This is a genomic window from Lipingzhangella halophila, assembly GCF_014203805.1.
GTDB lineage: Bacteria > Actinomycetota > Actinomycetes > Streptosporangiales > Streptosporangiaceae > Lipingzhangella > Lipingzhangella halophila.
Window position 1 is genome coordinate 4,692,707 of sequence record NZ_JACHJT010000001.1, and the last position, 23,841, is coordinate 4,716,547.

Below are 23,841 nucleotides of genomic sequence, written 5' to 3' on the forward strand. Positions count from 1 at the left end.
GGTAATGAGCGCCGACGTGCCCCCGAAGGGACGCCGAAGGAGAAAATGGGCGTCCCTTATTCGACGCAAATGCGCTTTGGAACGTTATGCGAGCGCGGGCTCGCGATCGGTCGCACTGACGGTGACATCGGTTACGGCAGCGGAGAGCTGATCATTCCGGGCCTGAAGTCGCCCGACTTCATCTTCGAGGTCACGTACTCGCTTCTGCAGCCGCCGCATCTCCTGAACCATTTTCGGATCAGGACCGCCGACGTGGCCAAACAGAGCCTTCGCCATGATGTGGGTCCTCCACACTGAGTGACCAGAATTATCCTCACGCACACATGAGCAACAACACGCGACCGAAAACTCGATAGGTCTCGTGTTCGAAGCGGCGCGCGGTGTGTCTTCAAGAGTCTCACCGTGTGCGCTGCTGGTCAAGTTGAACGGGACTGTACGTAACTAGGCAGTAACCAGAGCAGGTCACTGCGCACGATCCGGATACGAGCACCCCCTTGGAACCACACGTATCCACTGCGCCACACGCGTAGTGCGGCCAGCGACACGCGTCCCCTGAGGGCGCTCACGAACCGCGTAGCCCCTCCAGGATACTCATCGCTCGGCAAATCCCGTGTAGGAACCCCCGGAGTTCCCCCAACGTTCGACTACCGATGCGACCTGACCAGGGGTGTCTCCGCTTCGTAGGATGTCGAGCAGCCGTTCGCACTGCTCCCGCGGGCCCTCGGCAACCACCTCGACCCTGCCGTCCGCCAAATTCGTCGCCGCCCCGCTGAGACCGAGCTCCAAGGCCCGCGCCCGGACCCACCACCGGAACCCGACCCCCTGCACCCGCCCGCGCACCCAGGCCGTCAACCGGGCGTCCGACGACATCGGCTCCTCCTTCGCGTCACGGCTACCGTGCGGCACGCGAGCATCAGGCACTGGTTCTCTGGCTCGCGAGCCCAGCGGCCAGGCACTCCGAGAAACTGACCCTAGGAACGGGGCACTGGCTGGCATTTCGGACAGGCGAACGATGACCGGTTCATGAACTCCGCGCGCCGAATCAGGGTGCCACACCGCTCGCAGGGAAGGCCCGTTCGCCCGTAGACCTTGAGCCCACGCTCGAAATACCCACTCTCACCATTCACGTTGACGTACAGCCCGTCGAAGGACGTGCCGCCCTCGTCCAGGGCCTCGCGCAGCACAGCGCGCACCTGCTCCAGCAACGCGGCGATCCGCGGCCGCCGCAGCCCCGTAGTCGCGTGTTCCCCGTGCAGCCCGACACGCCACAGCGCCTCGTCGGCGTAGATGTTACCGATCCCACTGACCAGAGACTGGTCGAGCAATGCGCGTTTCACAACGGTGCGGCGCCGGCGCAGCGTCTCGGCGAACACGTCGTCGTCGAAGGCCGGGTCGAGGGGGTCGCGCGCGATGTGCCGGATCACCGCGGGCACGCCGGAGTCCGCGCCCGGCCCCGCGGACTCCAAGGCGTCCACCATCAGGTGGCCGAACGTGCGCTGGTCAACGAAACGCAACTCACTGCCGTCGCCGTCGAGCGGCACCCGCACCCGCAGGTGGCGCTCGGGGTCGCGCCCCGCCGGCTGCACCAGCAACTGCCCGCTCATTCCCAGGTGGGCCAGCACCGCCTCGCCGGAGTCGAGGGTGAGCCACAGGTATTTCCCGCGGCGCCGGACCGCGGTGATCACCCGCCCCGCGAGCCGAGCGGAGAAGTCGCCGGCACCGGCCAGGTGCCGGCGGATGGACCGCGGGTGCAGCACGGCGACGTCGCCGATCGCGCGCCCGGCGACCCATTGCTCAAGGCCGCGCCGGACCACCTCGACCTCGGGAAGCTCGGGCATCGTCGGTATTCGCCCCTAGTCGTGCTGCTCGCTGCGCTTCTGCACCTCGACGCGGGCGCGGATCGCCTTCCACGCCGACTCGGCGGCCTGCTGCTCGGCCTCCTTCTTGCTGCGTCCCTCGCCAAGACCGTGGGCCTCCCCCGCCACCAGGACGGTCGCGCGGAAGGTCTTCTGGTGGTCGGGCCCGCTCTCGTCGACCTGGTACTCGGGAACACCGAGCAACTCGGCCGCGGTGAGCTCCTGCAGAGAGGTCTTCCAGTCGAGACCGGCCCCGAGCCCCGACGCCGTCGAGATCAGCGGGTCGAACAGCCGGTGCACCAGGTCGGAGGCGACGTCCAGGCCGCAGTCGAGGTAGACCGCGCCGATGAGCGCCTCAAGAGTGTCGGCGAGGATCGAGGACTTGTCGCGCCCGCCCGTGGCCTCCTCGCCACGGCCCAGGCGAATGTAGCTGCCGATGCCCAGACCGCGCGCGACGTCGGCGAGCGCGCGCATGTTGACCACCGCGGCCCGCAGCTTGGCGAGCTGCCCTTCGGGAAGGTCCGGGTGTTCGCGGAACAAGGTGTCGGTGACAACCAGCCCCAGAACGGAGTCGCCGAGGAACTCTAAGCGCTCGTTGGTCGGCAACCCGCCCTTCTCGTAGGCGTAGGACCGGTGCGTGAGCGCCCGCACCAGCACGTCGGAGTCCATCTCGACACCAATCGCCCGGTACAGCTCCCGTGCTTCGGCGGTGTTGAGTTGAGTGGCCACTGCGAAATTCACATCCCTAGGTTCGGCGCCGCGGCAGGGGCGCACACTCCATTCGTTCCCGGCTGCGCTCGTCTGGGCCGATCAGGGACGCTCGAGGGCGAGGTGATCGTCGCGAAGGGCGCGTGCCCTCCCCGGCGGCCACCACGGCCTCGGGATATGCCCGTACCGGCTCGATGGTCATCATCTGGTGTTGTCGGGTGTGCTGGCGGGCCCTGGTCGAGCCCGCCCACACGACGTCTCAGGAGGCAGGGTTGAGGACCTGCCGGTTGTTGTAGGTGCCGCACGTGGGGCAGGCGACGTGCGGGAGCTTGGGGTCGCGGCAGCGCGGGCAGTTCGTCAGCACCGGACGCGACGCCTTCCACTGGGAACGGCGAATACGGGTGCGGGCCCGCGACTTCTTCCGCTTCGGGACGGCCACTTCAAACCTCCTGGGTCATCCCCGCGGCCGCGGGGAGATCGCTTTGCTATGGGACTTCACCCCGCTGCCGCGGGGCGCGCCGCTCTGCCTCGCGAACCGCATCGGTGATGCCGACGTTCGCTCGGCCAGCGAGATCCTATCGGTCGCCGAACTCCTCGCCCAGCTTACGTAGCGCCTCCCACCGGGGGTCGACGCGTTCGCCGTGACTGTGGTCGGACCCAACGTCGGCGAGCTTGGCGCCACACTCGACGCACAGCCCCGGGCAGTCGTCCCGGCAGAGCGGCGTCAGCGGGAGTGCCAGCACAACCGCGTCACGGACCACCTGCTCCAAGTCGAGCAGGTCGCCCTCAAGATAGTAGTCCTCTTCATCCTCATCGGACTCCGAACCGGTGCCCGAGCCCTCGCCACCGAAGCGGTCAGCCTCCTCCGGATACCGGTAGAGCTCCTGGAACTCGGCCTCCAGGAAGTCGGAGACCGGGTCGAGGCAACGCGAGCACTCGCCCGCGAACCGGGTCCGCGCCGTGCCCGTGACGAGCACGCCCTCCATCACAGCCTCAAGCCGGTACTCCAACTCGATACTGGCGCCTTCGGGCACACCGACCATCGCGGTCGCGAAGGACCCGGGATTGGGCACGGTGCGGGTAAAGGTCCGCATCGAACCCGGTTGGCGGCCCAGTGGCCGGGTGTCCACCACAAGCTGGGCACGGGGGTCGAGACGTGTCAGAGTAATCGCGCTTTCAGTGGGGCGCGCCCCCGTGGCGACGGGCGACGCGGACGGCAGTAGTCGGCTGGCCAGTCATGGACGGGCGCCGGTGCAAGCCACCAGAACCGGTGGCAATGCGGTGACTCCTCCCGCGGCTGAAGCCGCGGGCTTCTCCTGTTCGTCGTTCAGGCGACAGGAAGGACCAGTCCGGCCCTGATACCAATACGGTAATTCTTTGATTCTAGCGATCCACGAAGTGCGGCTCCAAATCCGTGGCCACTGGTTGGGACACTGCCCGGCTGGCCCCTATTCCTTGTACTTCTCCCGCAGCCGCTGCTCCACATAGGGGGGCACCAGGCTGCTGACGTCCCCACCGTGCTGGGCGACTTCCTTGACCAGGCTGGAGCTGAGGAACGAGTACTGCGGGTTGGCCGTCATGAACATCGTCTCCACGCCGGAGAGCCGGTAGTTCATCTGGGCGATCTGGAGCTCGTAGTCGAAGTCGCTGACCGAACGGAGGCTGCGGATGATCGTGGCGATGTCGTTCTCCCGGCAGAAGTCCACGAGCAGGCCCTCGAACTTGGCGCTGCGCACGTTGGGGATGTCGCTCGTACACTCGTCGAGCATCTCCAGCTTCTCCTCGACGCTGAAGAGCGCGCGCTTGCTCACATTGCTCAGGACGGCGGCGACGACCTCGTCGTACTGGCGCGCGGCGCGGCCGATGATATCGAGGTGACCATTGGTGACTGGATCGAACGACCCGGGACAGACGACACGGCGCACGGGGAACCGTTCCTCTCTGGCGACCTGCGACGGACGACGAGACGCCCCACTCGGTGATTCTTCCCGGAACTTCAGGAGCCATGGGGGTGACTCGCGGCGCGACCGTACCAAAGCGTCACTTCGCCGTAGCGACGCGCCCTCACCTCAAGGTATCCCGCTGGCCATTCCAGGTGGGGTCCGCGGCTGGCGCGCTCGACCACGATGAGCGCCTCCGCCGCGAGCCAGCCGTTGTCGCGCAGCGCCACCAGGGCCCCGGTGACCTCAGCGCTCGTGTTCGCAAAGGGCGGGTCGGCGACCACGAAATCGTAGGGCGCGCCCTCGGGCCCGCGCCCCAGGACACGCTGGACGCGGTCGATCACCGGCACAGCGCCGGGCAGTCCCAGCGTGGCGACGTTGCGCCGCAGCACGCCGGCCGCGCGCCGGTCCGCCTCGACCAGCTTCGCGTGCGCCGCGCCGCGCGACAGCGCCTCCAGCCCCAGTGCCCCGGAGCCGGCGAAGAGGTCCAGCACCCGAAGCCCCTCGAACGAGCCGAACTCCGAGAGGGCGGAGGCGAACAGCGCTTCGCGGGCCCGGTCGCCCGTGGGACGGGTGGTGCGGCCGGCGGGAACGGCGATCCGGCGCCCTCCCGCGGTACCGGCGATGATGCGGGTCATTGGGGCCACGTTAGCGCCCCCCTCGCGCCGCGCGGAGCCCCGCGGGCGGGTCAGGTCTTGTCGAGGTAGGCCGCCTGCTCCTCGTCGAACAGCTCGCTCAGGGCCGCGGCCAGGTCCGGGTGCGCCGTGAGCTCGGGGTCGGCCTCGACGAGCGCGACCGCTTCGTCGCGGGCCGCCCCGATCAGCTCCTCATCGCGCAGCAGGGTGAGCAGGCGCAGCGAGGAGCGCCGGCCGGACTGCGCACCGCCGAGAACGTCGCCCTCGCGGCGCTGCTCCAGGTCGACCCGCGAGAGTGCGAAGCCGTCGGTCGTCGCGGCCACCGCGTCCAGGCGCTCGCGCGCCGGCGTGCCCTCGTGGGCGTCGGTGACCAGCAGGCACAGGCCGGGCAGCTCCCCCCGGCCCACCCGGCCGCGGAGCTGGTGCAACTGGGACACCCCGAACCGGTCGGCGTCCATGACGACCATGCCCGTGGCGTTCGGCACATCGACCCCCACTTCGATCACCGTGGTGGCCACCAGCACATCCAGGTCGCCTTCGGCGAAACGGCGCATGAGCGCGTCCTTCTCGTCGGGGGCGAGCCGGCCGTGCAGCGCCTCGACCCGCAGCCCGGCCAGCGGCCCCTCCGCGAGCTCGGCGGCGACGTCGACCACGGCCAGTGGTGCCCGGCGGCCGGGCTCCTCGCCCGGCGCCGCCGGCGCGCCGTCGGCCGCCCCCTCGTCGGCGCCCTCGGCGTCGTCTCCCCCGATGCGCGGGCACACCACGTAGACCTGCTGTCCCTGGCGCACCTCCTCGCGCACGCGCTCCCAGGCCCGGGCCAGAAAATGCGGCTTGTCCTGCGCGGGCACAACGTGCGTGGCCACGGCCGCGCGGCCCTCGGGGAGCTGGGTGAGCGCGACCACGTCCAGGTCGCCGTAGACGGTCATGGCCACGGTGCGCGGGATCGGGGTCGCGGTCATGACCAGCACGTGCGGACGGCCATCGGTGGCCTTCTCCCGCAGCGCGTCGCGCTGCTCCACACCGAAACGGTGTTGTTCGTCGACGACCACCAGACCGAGGTCGGCGAAGCTCACGTGCTCCTGCAGCAGCGCGTGCGTGCCGATCACGATGCCGGCGCCGCCGGAGGCGGCCTCAAGCAGTGCCTCGCGCCGCGCCGGGGCGCCCTGGGAGCCGGTGAGCAGTGCCACTCGCGTGGCGTGCTCGGCCCCGTCGAGCCGCCCGCCCGCGGCCAATGGGCCCAGCATGGCGGTGATGGACCGGTGGTGCTGCTGGGCCAGGACCTCGGTGGGGGCGAGCAGCACGGCCTGCCCGCCGGCATCGACCACCTGCAGCATCGCGCGCAGCGCCACGAGTGTCTTGCCGGATCCCACGTCGCCCTGCAGTAGTTGGTGCATCGGGTGGCTGGAGTCCAGACCCGCGGAGACGGTCTCACCCACCTCGGCCTGGCCGCGGGTCAGGGTGAAGGGCAGCGCGGCGTCGAAGGCGTCGAGCAGGGCGCCCGCCACACGGGGGCGGGGCCTCGCGGGCAGCTCCCTGGCCTCGCGGCGGCGCCCGGCCAGCGCCAGTTGCAGCACCAGCGCCTCGTCCCACTTCAGCCGGTGCCGGGCGGGTCCGATCTCGGATTCCTCGGCGGGCCGGTGGATGCGTTCCAGCGCCTCGCGCAGCCCCAGGAGGCGGTGCCGGGCACGCAGCTCCGCGGGAAGCGGGTCGGGCAGGTCGCCGAGCTCGTCGAGCAGCAGCCCCGCACACCTGGCGATGGCCATGGACGTCAGGTCCTTGGTGGCCGGGTAGATGGGGATGGGCCTCTCAGCGAACTCGCGGACCCGGTCCTCCTGGTCACCGCCGTCCGGGAGCATCTCGTAGGCCGGGTGCGCGAGCTGGCGGTTGTTCCGGTACAGGGAGATCTTCCCGGCGAACATGCCGCGCCGTCCGGGCCGCAGCTCGCGGGAGTGGTAGCCCACCTTGTTGAAGAAGGCCAGGGTGAGCTTCCCTGTTCCGTCGGTGACGACAACCTCCAGCAGGCTGCGCGGCCGGCTGCCCGGCTTGCCGCGCAGGTCGCGCGTGCGGGCACTGAGTACCTCGGCCACCACTGTTACCTGCTCGTCTTCGGCCAGGGAGTCGAGCTCGGTCAGCTCACCACGGGTGGCGTACCGGCGCGGGTAGTAGCGCAGCAGGTCGCCGACAGTGTGCAGGTCCAGCTCGGTGCCGAGCTTCTTCGCCGCGGCCGTCCCCACGATCGGGCGCAACGGCTGGTCCCAACTGATCACTGTTCTCCTCACCGTTCCGGCCACGGTGCCCGTGAGACGTTCCTCTCCTGCAACGCTAGAACGTGTGTACACGCTCCGGGTGACAAACACGGCCGGGGCGAGGGTGCTGCGCCGCGCGGACATCAGGCCCGGTTGGGCACGGTATACTCGGCATGGTGGTGGGCGTGTTCCCGCATCGGCCGGCCACCACAGCCGTGGGGGACCGCGCTCGCGTCGGGGACGCGGCCCGAGGGCGGGCCGGCGATCCGCGTTGCGGAGACTGTTCGCCCCTTGGTGTCGTACGCGGCACCGGGACCCGGTTCGTTCTCACTTGGGAGCGGACCCCGGCCTTCGTGTACGCTTCCATGGTTGGCACTGTGCCAACCTGCTCATCAGACCTCTCTCGGGTCTTCGCACGCACGCGGACCCGAGCGCTCGAATGGAGTTACCGTGGCTTCCGTCTGCGACGTTTGCGGCAAGGGACCAGGGTTCGGTAACAGAGTCTCCCACTCGCACCGCCGCACCCGCCGCCGCTGGAATCCCAACATCCAGACCGTGCGCACGACCGTGGGCGGTACGCCCAAGCGCATGAACGTGTGCACGTCCTGCATCAAGGCGGGCAAGGTCACGCGCTGACCCGGACGGCGCGGCCACACGTCGCCCGTCGCGACCCACCGTTGCGAGCGTCATGACGCGATGTCATGGCGCTCGTTCGAGCGTTCCGGTACATACCGGAGGCCCCGGCTTCCGCCCACGGCTCACAGGGTGCAGGTATGCCCGCTCAGCGCACAGTCAGCGGGGACCTGGGCGGAGCCTTCGGCGGTGAAGTTCACGGTCGTCGACTCGCCGGGCGCGAGCGGCGCCGCCGATTCCGGCTGGCGCGCCGTGAGGCCGTCGCCGGTGCTCTCCCAGTCGACGTCCCAGGCCGATGTCACCCGGGCGTCGCTGAATCCCAGCGTTAACTCCCAGTCCTCCAGAGGACTCTCCGAGGTGTTGGTGATGGTGACCCGGCCGGTGAAGCTGGTGCCGGAGGATTCGACCGTCTGGTAGGCGACCGTCCCGGGGCCTGCTGGGCTGCCCTCGTCCCCGGACTGCGATGTCGCTCCGCCGCCCGTGTCGTCGGGACTGGTTTCCTGGTCGGAGATGTCGTCCGAGGGCTGCAGGTCGGGGCTCGAACCGGGCTGCGGCTGGGCCCCCTGGTTCGCGGGCGGTTCTCCGAAACGCAGGTATATCTGCGTAGTGCTGTACGCGAAGAGCAGCAGGCCGAGCGCGACTCCGGAGATCAGCAGCACCGAAAGCAGCCGAGGCGGCTCGACGCGCTTGGGCACGGTGCTCCCGAGCACGTGCCCAGCGGTCGCCAGAGGCCCGGAACGCTCCGGCTCAGCCCGGTGCGCGCCACGGTGCGCGCTTCCGGACTCGTGATCCCGGCCCATACTTCGCCTTCCATCACGCTTCGGGTGCGATGGCTCCAGTTCTCGCCACGCCATCATCGTGGGTTGCGGCTCCGACGACAATGCTCGATGCGCGCCAAGTAGCTTAGCGTGATTTGCCAGCCAAACCAGACACGCGGGCTTCGGAAGAAGGCGGGGGCCGGCGCATCGAGCTGGGATCACCGAACTCCTCGGAAATGGTCCCAGCCGGCCGCGGAGACGCTCGAACCGCCCACCGTGACTCCACTGCCCGCCGCAACCCGACCGATCCTCCTCCACTGTTCCGGGAGCGCCGCGTCAGGCGGGAAGGTCGCGGCGAGCGCGTGGTCCTCTCCCCCGCCGAGTAGGAACGTGGCGGGGTCGCGCACCGGTCCGCCCGCGGCGGCCAGCGCGTCCGCGGCCGCCCGCAGGTCGGACCCCGGGTCCAGCGCCGCGGGATCGAGGTCGATGGCGGCACCGCTCGCGTGGGCGATGTGCGCGAGGTCCTGGAGTAGGCCGTCACTGACGTCGAGCATCGCCGTCGCCCCGCGGTCGGCCGCAGCGGGTCCCTGTGCGTAGGGCGGGTGCGGGCGCCGGTGCTCGTCGAGGCAGGCCCGGGGCTCGCTGAGCCCGGCGCGCAGGAGCTCCAGTCCCGCGGCCGAGAGACCGAGGTTGCCGGTCACGGCGACGGTGTCGCCCGGTCGGGCCCCATCGCGCCGGACCGCGGGCCGCCCGGCGAGATCGCCCATAGCGGTGACGGCGATCGTCAGGGTTTCGGAGGCCGAGATGTCGCCGCCGGCCACCCCCGCCCCGGCGGTGGCGCACTCGTCGCCGAACCCGCCAGCGAACGCGTCGATCCAGTCGAGTGGGAAGTCCGGCGGGGCGGCAAGGGCGAGGAGCAACGCGGTGGGGCGCGCCCCCATGGCGGCGATATCGGCGAGGTTCTGCGCGGCGGCCTTGTGCCCCACGTCCCACCCGGACGACCATTCGTACCGGAAGTGCCGCCCCTCGACGAGCATGTCGGTCGTGGCGACCGCGCGGCCGTCGGGGACGGCGACGAGCGCGGCGTCGTCGCCGGGTCCGAGGATTACGTTGTCTGAATGCGGGAATCTGGCCGTAACACGTGCGATAAGCCCGAACTCACCAAGGTCCCCAATGGTGCCTGCCACAGCCCACAGGGTACGGTGACGGACCCGGCGTAGTGGTCTAGACCCGATCTCGCCGGTTGGCCGCGATCACGCACGTCCGCCAGTTCTCAATAAGGGGTTCCATGGTGCAGGCATACATCTTGATCCAGACCGAGGTCGGCCGGACCACAGACATCGCGAAGGAGATTTCCGCGATCGAGGGCGTCACGCAGGCCGATGACGTCACGGGCCCCTACGATGTGATCGTGCGGGCGCAGGCCGAGGACGTCGACGCGCTGGGTCGCCTGGTGGTCGCTCGTATCCAGCGGCTTGAGGGGATTGCGCGCACGCTCACGTGCCCGATCGTGAACATCTGAGGCGACAGGAGCGTCGAGAGGATGCGACACGCGGCGATCGCCGGACTACTGGCCGGAGTGGCGGCGGTGGCCGGGTGCACCACGACCACGGCAGAGGTGCCCGAGCCCGCACCGGACGGCCAGGCGGCCGAGCTGTGCCGCACGCTGGTGGAGAACGCATCTGACACCATGTTCGACGAGAGCCGGATCGCGGTCGAGCCCGAGTCCGACTTCGTCGCGGCGTGGGGCGACCCCGTCATCGCGCTGCGCTGCGGGGTGGATCGCCCCGACGCCCTGCGGCCCGACTCCGAGCTCATGGTCGTGAACGACATCGCGTGGTTCGCCGAGCCGGTGGGCGATACCCCGAACCTGTTCACCGCCGTGGGGCGCGAGGCCTACGTCGAACTGACCATCCCGCCCGCCTACGGCGCCCCCGCCGAAGGGCTGGTGGAGATCAGCGATCAGATCACCGAGGACATTCCGGAGTCGTCCGACGGCGAGCTCTGACCTCGCGCCGTCACCCGCTCCCGGAAGCCCTCTTCGGTTCCCTTAGCCGTCGTCGCCGCCGTCGCCGCCGTCCTCGGCTTCCGCGTCCCCGCCCGAACCGCCGGAGTCACCGGCCATGTCCAGTTCCTCGGCGGTCTGGCCGATCTGCCCGGAGCAGGCGGCGCCCGGTTCCGGGACGTCGGAGCTCTGCTCGTAGGTCTGCAGGAAGTTGTCCAACCGCTCGTCGCCGGCGTCCTCAACGGTCAGCTGTTTGCCCCACGCAGAGGCCACGATGGGCGCGGGCATGTCGCCCTCGTACGGGCTGACCAGGACGTAGCTCCCGGGGGTGTAGCGCTCTGCGAGCTGGCTGACCTGCTCTTCGCCCAGGCCGGGCTCGTAGGTGATCCACACGGCGCCGTGCTCCAGGGAGTGCACCGCGAACTCGTCCACGATCGGCTCGGTGTAGACGTCGCAGTTCTGCCACCGCGGGTAGTGATCGCCGCCCGCGGGGGGCGTGCGCTCGTAGTCGACCGGGCTGTCCACGTGATCGTAGCTGGGCACGTCGAACTCGGTGACCCCGCTGATGTTGCGGCGCTCGTAGTCTCGGTACCACAGGTACGCGATCCCACCGACAACCAGCACGACCACCGCGACGACCGCCGTAATCGTAAGGATCCTGCGTCGGCGGGCTTCCTTGATGCGCTGGGCGCGCCTCTCCGCGGCCTTGTTGCGCCGTTGCTGGGCCGAACTGTTGCCCACCACATCTCCCAACGTGGATCCGTGAACTTGAACAGGGTTCCCTATGCTCTTACGCGCGCCCTAGAAACGTCTACGTCGACAGGATTGGTTCCCATGGGACAGGAAAGCACCGATGAGGCTGAGGAGAAATCGGTCAGGCAACCAGTCGTGAAGCGCCCCGTCCCGGTATGGATCGTGGCGGCGCTCCTGGTGGTGGCCCTGGCCGTGGGATACCTGGTGGGCCGCCCTTCTGTGCCGCTGGACAACAGCGCCGACGCCGGGTTCCTGCGCGACATGAGCGTGCACCACTCCCAGGCCGTGGACATGTCCATGATCATCCTGGACAAGACAGACGATGAGACCCTTACCACGCTCGCCGAGGACATCGCCCGCACCCAGCAGGCGCAGATCGGCCGGATGCACGGCTGGCTCGTGCAGTGGGACCTCAGCATCCGCGGCGGCCAGCCCTCGATGTCCTGGATGGAGGGACACGGCCACCAGGGCGGTGAGTCGGACGAGACGATGCCGGGCTGGGTCCCCGAGGACCGCATGGACGAGCTGCGCACGGCCACCGGTGAGGACGCTGAGGTCATCTTCCTCACCGAGATGATCCACCACCACGTGGGCGGGATCGACATGGCCGACGCGGCGGTGGCGAAGGCCGAGGAGCCGGTGGTGACCGAGCTCGCCTCGGGCATGGCCGACGCGCAGCAGACCGAGATCGACACGATGCAGGACATGCTGGACGAACGCGGCGCTGAGCGGGTCGACACCGACTGACACCGGGAACGCGGGACGCGCCGAGGGTGTCCGCGCGGTCATTCCCGGCACTGAACGTGTCCCCGCGGTCAGGTCCGGTGCCCCGCACCCGGGGTGGGGCCTCATGCTCGCCCCGCCCTGGCGCGGGGCCCCAAGATCAACGCCCAGTCCCCACGAACCTCAGACACCCAACGAAGTACTACTGGCAACCACCCGCTCCCAAACAGCGGCGGCACACGGCCGGTTCCGGCGGTGACCCACTCCTCAGCGCCCCCCACTCGACGTACTACAAACTGTAGAACTACAGTTTGTAGTACTACGTGGCGTCGGCGATGATGAGGCGGACATGGACGCGCTGGACCTAGCCCGGTGGCAGTTCGGGATCACCACCGTGTACCACTTCCTGTTCGTACCGTTGACCATCGGACTGTCCGTCATCGTCGCGGCGCTGCAGACGGCCTGGTACCGGACCGGAAGACACGAGTACCTGCAGGCGACCAAGTTCTTCGGGAAGCTCTTCCTGATCAACTTCGCGATGGGCGTGGTCACCGGGATCGTGCAGGAGTTCCAGTTCGGAATGAACTGGAGCGACTACTCGACATTCGTGGGAGACGTGTTCGGCGCGCCGCTCGCCATGGAGGCGCTGCTCGCGTTCTTCCTGGAGTCCACGTTCATCGGGCTGTGGATCTTCGGCTGGGACAAGCTCCCGCGCAAGGTGCACCTGGCATGCATCTGGGTGGTCGCCATCGGCAGCAACCTCTCCGCCTACTTCATCCTGGCCGCGAACGCCTGGATGCGGCACCCGGTCGGCTACGAGGTCAACGAGACCACCGGGCGCGCCGAGCTCACCAGTATCTGGGCGATGCTCGGCAACACCCAGGCGTGGTCCACGTACCTGCACGTCGTCAGCGCGTCCTTCATCACCGCCGGGCTGTTCGTCGCCGCGGTGAGTGCGTTCAAGCTGTGGCGCGAGCGGCGCGACGCGGCCGGCGTCGAGGGCACGGCCGGAGCACCGCCGGCCGGGGGCGAGCGCGAGCTGTTCCGCTCGACACTGCGGGCCGGGCTGCTCGTCACGCTGGTAGCCGGCCTGCTGGTGGTGTTCTCCGGCGACCACCAGGCCAAGCTCGCCGCGCAGTACGAGCCGATGAAGCTCGCCGGCGCCGAGGCGCTGTGGAACACCGAGGACGCGGCCGAGTTCTCCATGTTCGCGGTCGGCGACACCGAGGCCCGGGAGAACGTGATCGACCTGAACATCCCCTACGTGCTCAGCTTCCTGGCCACCGGGGAGTTCGGCGGCACGGTCGAGGGGATCAACAACCTGCAGGAGCAGTACGAGACGGCCTACGGGCCGGGCGACTACACGCCGAACATCTTCGTCCTGTACTGGTCGTTCCGGCTGATGATCGGGCTCGGCCTGGCCGGGGTCGCCGTGGCGGCCGGCGGCCTGTGGCTGACCCGCGGCCGGCGGCTCCCCACCAACCGCTGGTTCTACTACGCCACCATGCTGGCCCTGCCCGCGGCCCTGACCGCCAACATCCTCGGCTGGCTCCTCACCGAGATGGGCCGCCAACCCTGGACCGTGCACGGGGTGCTGCTCACAGCGGAGAGCGTCTCACCCGGGGTGAGCCTGGGCGAGGTGGCGCTGACTCTCACCCTGTTCACCACCATCTACGGGGCACTGGCGGTGGTCGAGGGCTGGCTGCTGTGGCGCTACGTCAAGGCGGGCCCCGCACACCTCGTCCCCGCCAAGGACAGCGAGGGCACTGACGGTGCCGACAGCACCGACCGCGTCCCGGCATTCGTCTACTAGGAGACGACCACATGGATCTTGTGACTGTCTGGTTCCTCGCGATCGCGGTGCTGTGGACCGGCTACCTCGTCCTGGAGGGTTTCGACTTCGGCGTCGGCGCCCTGCTGCCGGTGATCGGCCGGGACGACACCGACCGCCGCGTCATGATCAACTCCATCGGGCCGGTCTGGGACGGCAACGAGGTGTGGGTGATCACCGCGGTCGGCGCGATGTTCGCCGCGTTCCCCGCCTGGTACGGCTCCATGCTCAGCGGCTTCTACCTGCTGATGTTCGTCATCCTGCTCGCGTTGATCGTGCGCGGACTGGCCTTCGAGTACCGGGGCAAGGGCGACACCGACCGCTGGCGCGCCTGGTGGGACCGGGCGATCACCTACGGCAGCGCGGTTCCCGCGCTGCTGTGGGGGGTCATCTTCGCCAACCTGGTGCGCGGGCTCGCCATGGACGCCGACCACGTTGTCACGGCAGGCCTGCTCGACCTGTTCACCCCCTACGCGGTGCTGGGCGGGGTGACCACGCTCTCCCTGTTCACCCTGCACGGCGCGGTGTTCCTGAGCCTCAAGACCGGGGGTGCGGTGCGGTCCCGCGCCCGCGTCGCGGCGCTACGCGCCGCGACCGTGGCGCTTCCCGCGACAGGGACGTTCCTGGCGTGGACGCAGGCCGCGCACGGCAAGGCGTGGACCCTGCCGGTCGTCGCGCTCGCCGGCGCCACCCTGGTCGCGGGGGTGGTCCTCGCCGCACGCCGCCGGGAGGGCTGGTCCTTCGCCGCCACCGCTGTCACGGTCGGGCTGCTGTCCGTCACGCTGTTCGGCTCCCTGTACCCGCTCGCGCTGCCGTCGACCACGGACCCCGCGTACAGCCTGACGGTCAGCCACGCGGCATCCGCTCCGTATACCCTGACGGTGATGACGTGGCTGGCAGTGGTGTTCCTGCCGCTCGTCCTCGGTTACCAGGCGTGGAGCTACTGGGTGTTCCGCAAACGCGTCACCCGCGAGCACATCGAGCCGACGCCCGCCTACGGTGGCGGCGGGCCGGGCGACAGCCCAGACGGCGCGCCGGCCAGCGCAGGCTGAGGAAGGACCGGTCCGCGCATGAAACCACTCGACCCCCGGCTGGTGCGCGCCGCGCGCGCGGTGCGGGTGCACCTGCTCGTGACGGTCATCAGCGGTGCGGCGGTCACCGGCCTGGTACTCGCCCAGGCGTGGCTCCTCGCCCACACCATCGCGGGCGCCACGCGCGGCGCCGGCCCGGACGAGCTGTCCTGGGCGATCACGGCCGTCGCAGGGGTCGCGATCGCCCGAGGGCTGACCGCGTACGGCGCGGAGACCGCGGCCCTGCGTTCGGCGGCGCAGGCGAAGTCGCAGCTCCGCCGCAAGCTCGTCGCCCACGTGACGGGTACCGGGCCGGGCGCCACTCCCGGCGCCCAGGGGCACGGAGCGGTGTGGCTGGCGGGCCAGGAAGGCTCCGGAAACGAGTCGGGCCAACCCCGCGCGGGCGAGCTGGTCACGCTCGCCACGCGCGGGCTGGACGCGCTGGACGACTACTTCGCCCGGTACCTCCCGCAGTTGGTGCTGGCGGCGCTCGTCCCCCTCGCCGTTCTCGCAGTCGTCATCCGGACCGACTGGATCTCCGGGGTCATCATCGCGGTCACGCTGCCGCTGATCCCGATCTTCATGGCGCTGGTCGGCTGGCACACCCAGGCCCGCACGCGACACCAGTGGCACCTGCTCAACCGGCTCGGCGGCCACTTCCTCGACGTCGTCGAGGGCCTGCCGACACTGGCCATCTTCCGCCGCGCCAAGGCGCAGGCCGGCATCATCCGGCGGATCACCGACGAGCACCGGCACACCACCATGGCGACCCTGCGTGTGGCGTTCCTGTCGGCCTTCGTGCTGGAGCTCCTCGCCACCCTCGCGGTGGCGCTGGTGGCGGTCGAGGTCGGCATCCGCCTGATGTACGGGACGCTGGACTACGAGACCGCGCTGCTGGTGTTGATCCTGGCTCCCGAGGCCTACCTCCCGCTGCGTGAGGTCGGCGCCCGTTTCCACGCGAGCATGGAGGGGGTGGCCGCCGCCGAGCAGGTGTTCCGGGTCTTGGAGGAAAACAGAACGACCACCGCGGACGGCGACTCCTCCGGGCACCCCAATCCCGCCGCAACGGTGCCCGGCCGGCCAGAGACCGGCCCGCCCGGGGACACGGCGACGCGGATCCGCTTCGACGGGGTCGGGCTGGTCTATCCGGGCCGCGAGAACCCGGCGCTGCGCGAGGTGTCGCTGTCCATCGAGCCAGGGCAAAGCGTGCTGGTCACCGGCCCCAGCGGGGCCGGGAAGAGCTCACTGCTCTCGCTGCTGCTGCGCTTCACCGAGCCCACCAGCGGACGGATCCTGCTGCAGGAGACCGCCGCCCCGGAGGGCACCGGGCCGCGCGCGGCGCCGGGAACCGCGACCGTGGCGGACCGGGTGCCGCTCGCGGCCGTCCCGGTGGACGAGTGGCGGCGCCGCATCGCCTGGGTGCCCCAACACCCCTACCTGTTCGACGACACCGTCGCCGGGAACATCCAGCTGGGAGCGCCGGACGCCAGCCCCGCCGAGGTCCGGCAGGCCGCCGAGCGGGCGGAGGCGGACGCGTTCGTCCGCGCGCTGCCCGAGGGGTACCAGACTCGGATCGGCGAGCGCGGCACCCGGCTCTCGGCCGGCCAGCGCCAGCGGATCGCACTGGCGCGCGCCTTCCTGCGCGACGCCCCGCTCGTGCTCCTCGACGAGCCGACGGCGCACCTGGACCCGGAGAACGCCGCCGCCATCCGCGCCGCCGTGCTCCGGCTGCTGCGCGGACGCACCGGCATCATCGTCGCGCACGACACGGGATGGGCCCCTCTCGTGGACGAGGTCGTGCGCCTCGGAGAGGGCCGAGTTGTCGAACCGCAGGTGCCCTCGTGACGTCCACGCTCCGGCCACCGGATCCACGCACCGCCCGGCGGCACGCCGCCGCTCCGCCGGCGCCGCACCGCGCGGCGGCATCGCAGCGCCCGCCCGACCGGTCCCCGGCTCCCGGGCCGGAGCCCGTCGCCGCCCCGAGCGGCACCCGGACCGCGCGGGCGGACCCGGCGGGGGCAACACACGCGGCGCGACGGCGCGGCGACAACCACGATCATCCGGGCCGTGCGCCCCGTGAGGAGGCCAAGTGACCCGGGTACCCGAAACGGCACCCCCGGCCGAGCCCGCACCTGCGCGGCGCGTTCGCGACCCGTTGGCCCGGATGGTCGCGCTCGCGCGCCCGCGCGGCACCCGGTTCGCCCTCGGCGTGCTCCTCGGTGCCGCGGCCACCGGCTCCGGTGTGGCGCTGATGGGCGTCGCCGCGTGGCTGCTCGCCAAGGCCGCCGAGCACCCGCCCATCACCGCGCTGAGCGTGGCCGTGGTGGCCACCCGTGCGCTGGGCATCTCCCGCGGTGTCGCCCGGTACCTGGAGCGGCTGGTGACCCACGACGCGGCGTTCCGCACTCTGGCCGACGTGCGGGTCCGGGTCTACGACCGGCTCGCCCGCACCGAGCCGGTACGCCGCTTCCGCTCCGGCGACCTGGTCTCGCGGCTGGTCAGCGACACCGACGCCACACAGGACCTGCTCGTGCGAGGGTTGACTCCCCCGCTGGTCGCGGGGCTGACCGGCGGGGCGGTGGTGGCCTTCTGCACCGCGCTGTTCCTGCCCGGCGGGCTGCTGCTGGGAGCGGCGCTGCTGCTCGCCGGACTCGCCGTGCCGCTGGCCGCGGCGGCGCTGGGCAGGCGCCCCGGGCAGCGGCAGGCCCGCGCGCGAGGGGAGCTCTCCACGGCACTGGTGGACACTCTCTACGGCGCGCCCGACCTGGTCGCCTACGGCGCCATGGACCGTGCCGTGCGGCGTGTTGAGCAGGCCGACGACGAGCTGACCCGGGTGGCCCGGCGCGACTCCACCCTCATGGGGTTCGGCGCCGGCGCGAGCACCCTGGTCACCGGGCTGACGGTGTGGGGTGCGCTGCTGCTCGGCGTGGCGGCCGTCGAGGGCGGCACGTTGCACGCGATCTCTTTCGCCGTGCTGGTACTGACCACGCTCGCCGCGTTCGAGATCGTGGCACCGTTGCCCGCGGTCGCCGCCCGGCTGGGCGCGATCCGCGCCAGCGGCGAGCGGCTGTTCGGCGTGCTGGACACCCCGCCGGCGGTCGCGCCGCCGCTGCACGGGCAGGCGGCCCCGGAGCCGGGCGACGCCGGACTGCGGATGCGCTCGTTGCGGGTGCGCTACGCCCCGGAGGAGCCGTGGGCGCTCGACGGCGTCGACATCGACGTGCCGGAGGGCCGTACGGTCGCGGTGCTGGGGCCCAGCGGGGCCGGCAAGAGCACGCTCGCCGCGGTCCTGCTGCGGTTCCGCGACCCGGATTCGGGCACGGTCGACCTCGGCGGCACCGACATCACCGCGCACCCGGTCGACGAGGCGCGGCGGTTCATCACCGGTGTCCCGCAGGATCCGCACATCTTCACGAGCACCCTTCGGGAGAACCTGCGGCTGGCCGCCCCGTCCGCGGACGACGACGACCTGTGGACGGCGCTGCGCCGCGCCAGGCTGGCGGGCGAGGTCGAGGAGATGCCGGACGGGCTGGACACGGAGGTCGGCTCGCACGGGGCACGGCTCAGCGGCGGCATGCGCCAGCGGCTCGCGCTCGCCCGCGCGCTGCTCGCCGCGCCCCGCATCCTGGTCCTGGACGAGCCGACCGCCCACCTCGACCCGGACACCCGCGACGAGGTGACCGCCGACCTGCTGGCGGCGGCCGAAGGCTACTCCACCCTGCTGATCACGCACGACCTGGCCGGGCTGGACCGGGTGGACCAGATCTACGTGCTCTCCGAGGGCCGCGTCCTGCAGCAGGGAACGCACGACGAGCTGCGCGCCCGGGACGGCTGGTACCGGGAGGCGCTGCGGGGGACGGGGCGCGTGCCGTAGCCCGTCTCGGCCCGCGAGGCGCGGCCGCGCTCGTACGGACGGCCCCGGCGCCCGGTCGCGGAGACCGTATTCGTTGATGTTCCCGCGCACAGCTAGGGTTTTCCCCTATGCGGTCAATGCGATGGTTCTTCGACGATCTCCGGATCCAGGTGGTCGGGGTCCTGCTCATTGGTGTCGGCCTGTTCGTGCTGTTCGTCGGGATCTACCGGGAGATTTTCGATTTCGCCTGGCTCGGCCTGCTGCTCGCGTGCGCCGGCGCGCTCCCGGTCGGGCTGCGGATCTGGGACCGCGCGCGCCGCCGCCGCGCCGCCCTGCGGGTGGTGCCCACGGAGCTGCCCCAGCCTCCGGGGTGGAACCACCACCCCTCGGCGGAGCAGTTCCAGGTCAGGAACAAGAGCGTGACGTTCCTGCGCATGTTCCTGCCGATGTCGCCGATGTACCTACTGTTCGCCGTGGTCATGACGATGCTGGGGTCGATCCCGTTCGGTGAGGACGGCCTGGTGCCCGGAATCGCGGTCGGGGTGGGCTCCGCCGGGGCGTTGGCGGTCTTCTTCTACGCCAAGGCCCGACGGGGCGCGTTGACCACGATCGTGCGCATGTCACCGGCCGGGGTGGAGCTGTGGGACGACAAGGGCACCCACATACGTCTGCGGTGGAACGCCATGACCAGCGTCGGACCCGTGAACACCGCCATGGTCGACCCGCGACAGAAGATCCAGACCGGCGTCAACAACGGCGCGGGGATGAAGGTCGCCCAGCTGCGCGGGACCGGCGCCATCGGGTGGGGTGAGCACGCGCTGCCGGAACGGTCACCCGTGTGGATGTTGGAACGGATCGCCGCGGTGCCGCGCCACCCGCAGACGGGTGCGCCGCAGGTGGCCATCCCGCTGGGCCAGGTCGACCCCTCGTGGCTGGACGGCCGGATGGGCGCCTGGGTCCAGCAGCACCGGCCGGACCTCATGGCGCAGCCGACGGGGTAGCGGGCGCTTCGGGGCATATCGAGCCTGGCCGCGCGGAGATCCTCGATGCGCCCCGCCGCCTGGCGGAAGCTGCTGGCACACCCGGAACGAGCGGCCATGGGCCGCGCACCGCCGCAGGTCAGGGCTGCAACAGGCCGTTGCCTTCGAGTGTTTCCGCGAGCTCCGCCTCGTCCTGCGGCGTGGCCTCACGCACGTGCCCGGCCACCTCCAAGGTGTCGGCCTCGGAACCGACCTGCGCGATCGTCCCGCTGCTGAGGGGCACGCGCACCTCCTCCCCAGTACCCTCCTCGTGCGGGACCACCAGCATGTCCCCGTGCTGCTCGCACGCCACGCGGTCGCAGCCCTCCCGGAGCTCCATCGACGAGAACTCCAGGTGCGCCTCCTGGCCGGCGTCGTTGGAGTAGGCGAGGGTCCCGAACTCGTCGACCCACGCCGGCTCCCAGCCCCCGCCGTCCACGACGGCGAAGTCGCTCCCGAATTTGTCCACCTCCAGCCGGACCAGGTGCCTCTCCTGGTACTCCACCAGAGCGCCCTCATTGAGGACCAGGACCAGGAACGCGCTGACGAGCACACCCGCCCCCGTCCAGGCCCGCCACCAAGGACGCGGGTTGGCGGCCGCGAGGCCGCACGCCACCGCGCCGGCCAGGCTCATGGCCCCGCACCGCCAGACCCAGACCTCGGAGGCGGAAAGGATCCACCCCGCGCCGTGCGAACTGTGGTTGTACGACCCGAAGAGCATGTCGTTCTCGGCCTGCAGTATGACGCCGATGAGCGCCGCGATGGCGAGCCCCGAGACGATTGCCGGTCTGGGTACATCCAACCTGCGCAGGAACCATCTCCCCAGGCGCCAGAGACCGTAGGCCACCCCCAGGTACACGGGAAGGAGGAGGATCAGGAAGAAGCCGAAGAAGAACATGAACTGGACGCCGTCGTTGTAGGACACCGCCAGCCCCGCCCACGGCACGGCCGCTCCGAGCACGGCCGCGATCAGCACCGCGCGGACCCGGCGGACCCACCCAACGCGCGCGGGCTGTTCCGCGGTCTCGCCGCCCGCCGCGGGCGTTGTTCCGGTACTGACGGTCTCGTGCTCGCTCTCGCCCATCGCGGTCATTCAACCGGAGCCACCCCCGCTGGGCATATCCGTTTCCGCCGGACTCCGCTGGGAGCGCACACGTGACCCCCACCGCACAGGGAGCGTCCGCGCTGGGCAGTCGCACTCCCGTCGCTGTCTACCCACGTTGTGGCCACTGCCGGACACGGGACCCGCCAATGCCGGAAAGCGCGTGTGGGCTGCCGGACGCCCTTGTGCGCCAGGGGATTCGCCGCTCGCACGGGCGCTCCGGAAAAGCGATAGTCTCATGCGCCGTGAGCACCCCTATCTCTGACACTTTCTCCGGTCTCGGCGCCCTGCTGCGCGGACTGGGTACCGTGCTACGCAAGCCGAAGCTGTTCCTGCTCGGCGCCACCCCGCCGCTCGTCACGTCGGTGCTGTTCCTTGTCGCGCTCATCGCGCTGATCGGGCGCATCGAGGACATCACCGCCTGGATGACACCGTTCGCCGACGGCTGGACGGAGGCCTGGACCACCACACTGCGCGTCGCCCTCGGGATCGCGCTGGTAGTCGGTGCGGTTCTGGTCATGGTGGTGGGCTTCACCGGCGTCACGTTGGCCCTGGGCTCCCCGATCTACGACAAGATCGCCGAGGACGTCGAGGACGTGCTCGGCAACGCGCCGCCAGAGAGCGAGGAGCCACTCGTCGCGTCGGCCGTTCGGGGGGTCCGGCAGTCGCTGACCCTGGTGCTGATCTCGGTGGTGGTCACGGTCCTGCTGTTCGCCGCCGGGTTCATCCCGATCATCGGGCAGACCGTGGTACCGGTCGTGTCGGTGCTCATTGGTGCGTGGCTGCTCTGCACCGAGCTGGTGGGGGCGGCGTTCGAGCGACGCGGAATGCGCAAGCTGCGCGACCGCCGCCGGCACATGGCCAATCACAAGGCGCGGGTGCTGGGCTTCTCCGTACCGTGCTTCCTGCTGCTGGCGATCCCGGGCGTGGCGGTCGCGGTGTTCCCGGCGGCCGCCGCCGGGGGAACCATCCTCGCCCGGCAGATCCTGCCACCGGTGCCCAATCCGGGGCGGCCTGAGCCCGGGATGCCGCCGCAGAACACACCGCCGCAGCCACCACCGGCCGGGCCGCCGCAGAACTGGCGCGCCTAGCTAAAGCCGTTCGGCCTTCACGGTGGTCAGAAACGCCGCCCACGCCGACACCCCGAAGCCCAAGTGCCCCAGCGCCCGCGCGGGAGCCTCCGCGCGCACTTGGCCCGTTTGGGCCGACGCGCCTTGGCATGGGCCCGCACCCGCGCCCACGCCATGCGATAGCCCCACCGGTACAGCCCGCCCGCACCAGCACGGCCCCTACGCGCCCCACGCGGGTTCTTCGGCCCATGGCGGTAGGAATGGTTGCGCGCCGCCTCCCGCCAGACCGTGCAACGCGGCCGGCCAATCCGCCGTCCAATCGCGGCGAAACCCAGCCCCTCACACCACAACGTCTCGATGCGCACCCGCTCATCACGGCTTAACCGCGGCCTCGGCAACACAGCCCCTCCACCAACGGCACCATGTTGCGACAGCCCCTAGAAACCAAGATCCGCAAGATCGGCGGTGTGTCTAGCGCAGGCCCGGCTCCCGGCTCAGGGCGGTCCGGATCAGCCGGTCGACGAGGTCGGCGTACTCCACTCCCGTTGCGGCCCACATCTGCGGGAACGCGGAGCTGGGGGTGAAGCCGGGCATGGTGTTGATCTCGTTGACGTAGATCTCGCCGTCGGAGCCGTAGAAGAAGTCCACCCGGGCCAGACCCTCGCAGCCCAGGGCGTCGAAGGTGAGCCCGGCCAGTTTGCGGATCTCGGCGACGACGTCGGTGGGCACCTCGGCCGGGATGGTGAGGCTGCTGTTCGCGAGGTACTTGGCGTCGAAGTCGTAGAAGTCGAAGTCACCGTCGACGTGGATCTCCGCGGGCAGCGACACGTCGGGCGAGCCGCCGTTAACCTCCAGGACGCCGCACTCGATCTCGCGGCCCTCGACCGCCGCCTCCACGATGACCTTGGGGTCGTGCTCGCGGGCAGCGTCGACGGCCGCGATGACAGCCTCGGTGTCGCCGGCGTCGGGCACGCGGGTGATCCCCACGCTGCTTCCGGCGCGCGCCGGCTTCACGAAGACCGTGCCGTCGAGCGCCTCGATGTCGTCGAGGATCCGCTTGCGTTCGCGCTGCCACTGCCGGTCGGTGACGGCAACGTAGCGGCCGGTCCGGATGCCGTGCGCGGTGACGAGCGCCTTCATGAACACCTTGTCCATGGAGGCGGCGCTGGCGAACACCCCGGCGCCCGCGTAGCGGGCGCCCATCATCTCGAACAGGCCCTGGATGGTGCCGTCCTCACCGAAAGGCCCGTGCAGCAGCGGGAGGACGACGTCGACCTCGCCGAGGCGGCGCGGGACCGCGCCGGGCTCCACCACCAGCAGCTCGGATCCGGCGTCGAAGGGCAGCGCCAGCTCGGTGCCGGTCTCCTCCACCGACGGCAGCTCCCCATCGGTGATCGCCATGCGTTCGGGGTCACCCGACGTCAGCACCCACCTGCCGTCGTGGGTGATACCGATGGGCACGATCTCATAGCGGTCGGTGTCGATCACCGACATCACGCTTCCCGCGGTGACGCAGGAGATCTCGTGTTCGGAACTGCGTCCGCCGAAGACCACGGCGACCCGAATCTTACGCTGCTCGGCCATGCTGCCCGACCCTATCTCGCCTGCGCCTCGCACCGGACCCGGCAGGCGGTCGTCG

At 70.6% G+C, this 23,841-nt stretch carries 25 protein-coding genes; 10 read left to right on the forward strand and 15 right to left on the reverse strand.

Features of this window, described 5'->3' with window-relative positions; translation table 11 throughout:
- Nucleotides 1-84: 84 nt before the first annotated feature.
- From F4561_RS21440 to recG, 9 genes are all read right to left on the reverse strand, one after another.
- Nucleotides 85-276: a hypothetical protein gene (locus F4561_RS21440; protein WP_184581153.1), complete on the reverse strand. Its 192-nt coding sequence runs from the start codon at nt 274-276 to the stop codon at nt 85-87.
- 315 nt (nt 277-591) lie between these two features.
- A complete protein-coding gene (locus F4561_RS21445) occupies nt 592-870 on the reverse strand; it encodes an acylphosphatase (RefSeq protein ID WP_184581154.1) in 279 nt (92 codons plus the stop codon).
- Between the two features lie 101 nt (nt 871-971).
- Nucleotides 972-1,838 (reverse strand): bifunctional DNA-formamidopyrimidine glycosylase/DNA-(apurinic or apyrimidinic site) lyase, encoded by an 867-nt coding sequence (mutM, locus tag F4561_RS21450; RefSeq protein ID WP_184581155.1) that lies wholly within the window; start codon nt 1,836-1,838, stop codon nt 972-974.
- Nucleotides 1,839-1,853: 15 nt separating this feature from the next.
- Nucleotides 1,854-2,585: a ribonuclease III gene (gene rnc, locus F4561_RS21455; RefSeq protein WP_184583980.1), complete on the reverse strand. Its 732-nt coding sequence runs from the start codon at nt 2,583-2,585 to the stop codon at nt 1,854-1,856.
- Nucleotides 2,586-2,823: 238 nt separating this feature from the next.
- Nucleotides 2,824-3,003: a 50S ribosomal protein L32 gene (gene rpmF, locus F4561_RS21460; RefSeq protein WP_184581156.1), complete on the reverse strand. Its 180-nt coding sequence runs from the start codon at nt 3,001-3,003 to the stop codon at nt 2,824-2,826.
- A 136-nt stretch (nt 3,004-3,139) separates the two neighbouring features.
- Nucleotides 3,140-3,697, reverse strand: a complete 558-nt coding sequence (locus tag F4561_RS21465) for a YceD family protein (protein ID WP_312885423.1) — start codon at nt 3,695-3,697, stop codon at nt 3,140-3,142.
- Between the two features lie 315 nt (nt 3,698-4,012).
- Nucleotides 4,013-4,489 (reverse strand): pantetheine-phosphate adenylyltransferase, encoded by a 477-nt coding sequence (gene coaD, locus F4561_RS21470; RefSeq protein WP_184581158.1) that lies wholly within the window; start codon nt 4,487-4,489, stop codon nt 4,013-4,015.
- A 71-nt stretch (nt 4,490-4,560) separates the two neighbouring features.
- Nucleotides 4,561-5,142, reverse strand: coding sequence for a 16S rRNA (guanine(966)-N(2))-methyltransferase RsmD (rsmD, locus tag F4561_RS21475; protein WP_184581159.1), 582 nt, complete (start codon nt 5,140-5,142; stop codon nt 4,561-4,563).
- A 50-nt stretch (nt 5,143-5,192) separates the two neighbouring features.
- Nucleotides 5,193-7,406 carry an ATP-dependent DNA helicase RecG gene (gene recG / locus F4561_RS21480; RefSeq protein WP_184581160.1) on the reverse strand — a complete coding sequence of 738 codons (2,214 nt, stop codon included), beginning with the start codon at nt 7,404-7,406 and terminating at the stop codon, nt 5,193-5,195.
- Between the two features lie 429 nt (nt 7,407-7,835).
- On the opposite strand from recG, the gene rpmB reads away from it, so the two are divergent.
- A complete protein-coding gene (gene rpmB, locus F4561_RS21485; protein WP_184581161.1) occupies nt 7,836-8,021 on the forward strand; it encodes a 50S ribosomal protein L28 in 186 nt (61 codons plus the stop codon).
- Between the two features lie 122 nt (nt 8,022-8,143).
- Here rpmB and F4561_RS21490 read toward each other — a convergent pair whose 3' ends face one another.
- Both F4561_RS21490 and F4561_RS21495 read right to left on the reverse strand, forming a co-directional pair.
- Entirely contained in the window at nt 8,144-8,818 is a 675-nt protein-coding gene (locus tag F4561_RS21490; RefSeq protein ID WP_184581162.1) for a cellulose binding domain-containing protein, read from the reverse strand.
- Between the two features lie 176 nt (nt 8,819-8,994).
- Complete coding sequence (locus F4561_RS21495; RefSeq protein ID WP_184581163.1) at nt 8,995-9,963, reverse strand: thiamine-phosphate kinase; 969 nt, start codon at nt 9,961-9,963, stop codon at nt 8,995-8,997.
- A gap of 101 nt (nt 9,964-10,064) precedes the next feature.
- On the opposite strand from F4561_RS21495, the gene F4561_RS21500 reads away from it, so the two are divergent.
- On the forward strand, nt 10,065-10,298 hold the full coding sequence (locus tag F4561_RS21500) for an Lrp/AsnC family transcriptional regulator (RefSeq protein WP_184581164.1): 234 nt from the start codon (nt 10,065-10,067) through the stop codon (nt 10,296-10,298).
- A gap of 21 nt (nt 10,299-10,319) precedes the next feature.
- Nucleotides 10,320-10,784 carry a DUF3515 domain-containing protein gene (locus F4561_RS21505; protein WP_184581165.1) on the forward strand — a complete coding sequence of 155 codons (465 nt, stop codon included), beginning with the start codon at nt 10,320-10,322 and terminating at the stop codon, nt 10,782-10,784.
- A gap of 42 nt (nt 10,785-10,826) precedes the next feature.
- Here F4561_RS21505 and F4561_RS21510 read toward each other — a convergent pair whose 3' ends face one another.
- A complete protein-coding gene (locus F4561_RS21510) occupies nt 10,827-11,522 on the reverse strand; it encodes a thioredoxin-like domain-containing protein (RefSeq protein ID WP_184581166.1) in 696 nt (231 codons plus the stop codon).
- Between the two features lie 93 nt (nt 11,523-11,615).
- Between F4561_RS21510 and F4561_RS21515 the strand changes: the two genes are divergently transcribed.
- The 6 genes from F4561_RS21515 to F4561_RS21540 all read left to right on the forward strand — a co-directional run bounded on the left by F4561_RS21515 (nt 11,616) and on the right by F4561_RS21540 (nt 20,012).
- Nucleotides 11,616-12,281: a DUF305 domain-containing protein gene (locus F4561_RS21515; RefSeq protein WP_184581167.1), complete on the forward strand. Its 666-nt coding sequence runs from the start codon at nt 11,616-11,618 to the stop codon at nt 12,279-12,281.
- Nucleotides 12,282-12,606: 325 nt separating this feature from the next.
- A complete protein-coding gene (locus tag F4561_RS21520) occupies nt 12,607-14,070 on the forward strand; it encodes a cytochrome ubiquinol oxidase subunit I (protein WP_184581168.1) in 1,464 nt (487 codons plus the stop codon).
- A gap of 11 nt (nt 14,071-14,081) precedes the next feature.
- On the forward strand, nt 14,082-15,140 hold the full coding sequence (gene cydB, locus F4561_RS21525) for a cytochrome d ubiquinol oxidase subunit II (RefSeq protein ID WP_184581169.1): 1,059 nt from the start codon (nt 14,082-14,084) through the stop codon (nt 15,138-15,140).
- Between the two features lie 18 nt (nt 15,141-15,158).
- Nucleotides 15,159-17,003 carry a thiol reductant ABC exporter subunit CydD gene (gene cydD, locus F4561_RS21530; protein ID WP_184581170.1) on the forward strand — a complete coding sequence of 615 codons (1,845 nt, stop codon included), beginning with the start codon at nt 15,159-15,161 and terminating at the stop codon, nt 17,001-17,003.
- A 319-nt stretch (nt 17,004-17,322) separates the two neighbouring features.
- Nucleotides 17,323-19,032 carry a thiol reductant ABC exporter subunit CydC gene (cydC, locus tag F4561_RS21535; RefSeq protein WP_184583982.1) on the forward strand — a complete coding sequence of 570 codons (1,710 nt, stop codon included), beginning with the start codon at nt 17,323-17,325 and terminating at the stop codon, nt 19,030-19,032.
- Nucleotides 19,033-19,139: 107 nt separating this feature from the next.
- Nucleotides 19,140-20,012, forward strand: a complete 873-nt coding sequence (locus F4561_RS21540) for a hypothetical protein (RefSeq protein WP_184581171.1) — start codon at nt 19,140-19,142, stop codon at nt 20,010-20,012.
- Between the two features lie 118 nt (nt 20,013-20,130).
- Here F4561_RS21540 and F4561_RS21545 read toward each other — a convergent pair whose 3' ends face one another.
- Entirely contained in the window at nt 20,131-21,123 is a 993-nt protein-coding gene (locus F4561_RS21545; protein WP_184581172.1) for a hypothetical protein, read from the reverse strand.
- A gap of 254 nt (nt 21,124-21,377) precedes the next feature.
- Here F4561_RS21545 and F4561_RS21550 point away from each other — a divergent pair, with 254 nt between their 5' ends.
- Nucleotides 21,378-22,223: an EI24 domain-containing protein gene (locus tag F4561_RS21550; protein ID WP_184581173.1), complete on the forward strand. Its 846-nt coding sequence runs from the start codon at nt 21,378-21,380 to the stop codon at nt 22,221-22,223.
- A gap of 26 nt (nt 22,224-22,249) precedes the next feature.
- Here F4561_RS21550 and F4561_RS34040 read toward each other — a convergent pair whose 3' ends face one another.
- Both F4561_RS34040 and F4561_RS21560 read right to left on the reverse strand, forming a co-directional pair.
- A complete protein-coding gene (locus F4561_RS34040) occupies nt 22,250-22,603 on the reverse strand; it encodes a helix-turn-helix domain-containing protein (RefSeq protein ID WP_376773670.1) in 354 nt (117 codons plus the stop codon).
- Between the two features lie 70 nt (nt 22,604-22,673).
- Nucleotides 22,674-23,786 carry a D-alanine--D-alanine ligase family protein gene (locus tag F4561_RS21560; protein ID WP_184581175.1) on the reverse strand — a complete coding sequence of 371 codons (1,113 nt, stop codon included), beginning with the start codon at nt 23,784-23,786 and terminating at the stop codon, nt 22,674-22,676.
- Nucleotides 23,787-23,841 lie beyond the last annotated feature (55 nt).

Excerpts from the sequence above, each read along its gene's own strand:
- F4561_RS21520 (WP_184581168.1), top strand. The coding sequence starts at position 12,607 with ATGGACGCGCTGGACCTAGCCCGGTGGCAGTTCGGGATCACCACCGTG.
- mutM (WP_184581155.1), bottom strand. The coding sequence starts at position 1,838 with ATGCCCGAGCTTCCCGAGGTCGAGGTGGTCCGGCGCGGCCTTGAGCAA.
- cydD (WP_184581170.1), top strand. The coding sequence starts at position 15,159 with ATGAAACCACTCGACCCCCGGCTGGTGCGCGCCGCGCGCGCGGTGCGG.
- cydC (WP_184583982.1), top strand. The coding sequence starts at position 17,323 with ATGGTCGCGCTCGCGCGCCCGCGCGGCACCCGGTTCGCCCTCGGCGTG.
- F4561_RS21515 (WP_184581167.1), top strand. The coding sequence starts at position 11,616 with ATGGGACAGGAAAGCACCGATGAGGCTGAGGAGAAATCGGTCAGGCAA.
- F4561_RS21445 (WP_184581154.1), bottom strand. The coding sequence starts at position 870 with ATGTCGTCGGACGCCCGGTTGACGGCCTGGGTGCGCGGGCGGGTGCAG.
- rsmD (WP_184581159.1), bottom strand. The coding sequence starts at position 5,142 with ATGACCCGCATCATCGCCGGTACCGCGGGAGGGCGCCGGATCGCCGTT.
- F4561_RS21545 (WP_184581172.1), bottom strand. The coding sequence starts at position 21,123 with ATGACCGCGATGGGCGAGAGCGAGCACGAGACCGTCAGTACCGGAACA.
- F4561_RS21505 (WP_184581165.1), top strand. The coding sequence starts at position 10,320 with ATGCGACACGCGGCGATCGCCGGACTACTGGCCGGAGTGGCGGCGGTG.
- F4561_RS21490 (WP_184581162.1), bottom strand. The coding sequence starts at position 8,818 with ATGGGCCGGGATCACGAGTCCGGAAGCGCGCACCGTGGCGCGCACCGG.
- F4561_RS21560 (WP_184581175.1), bottom strand. The coding sequence starts at position 23,786 with ATGGCCGAGCAGCGTAAGATTCGGGTCGCCGTGGTCTTCGGCGGACGC.
- cydB (WP_184581169.1), top strand. The coding sequence starts at position 14,082 with ATGGATCTTGTGACTGTCTGGTTCCTCGCGATCGCGGTGCTGTGGACC.
- F4561_RS21540 (WP_184581171.1), top strand. The coding sequence starts at position 19,140 with ATGCGGTCAATGCGATGGTTCTTCGACGATCTCCGGATCCAGGTGGTC.
- F4561_RS21440 (WP_184581153.1), bottom strand. The coding sequence starts at position 276 with ATGGCGAAGGCTCTGTTTGGCCACGTCGGCGGTCCTGATCCGAAAATG.
- F4561_RS21500 (WP_184581164.1), top strand. The coding sequence starts at position 10,065 with ATGGTGCAGGCATACATCTTGATCCAGACCGAGGTCGGCCGGACCACA.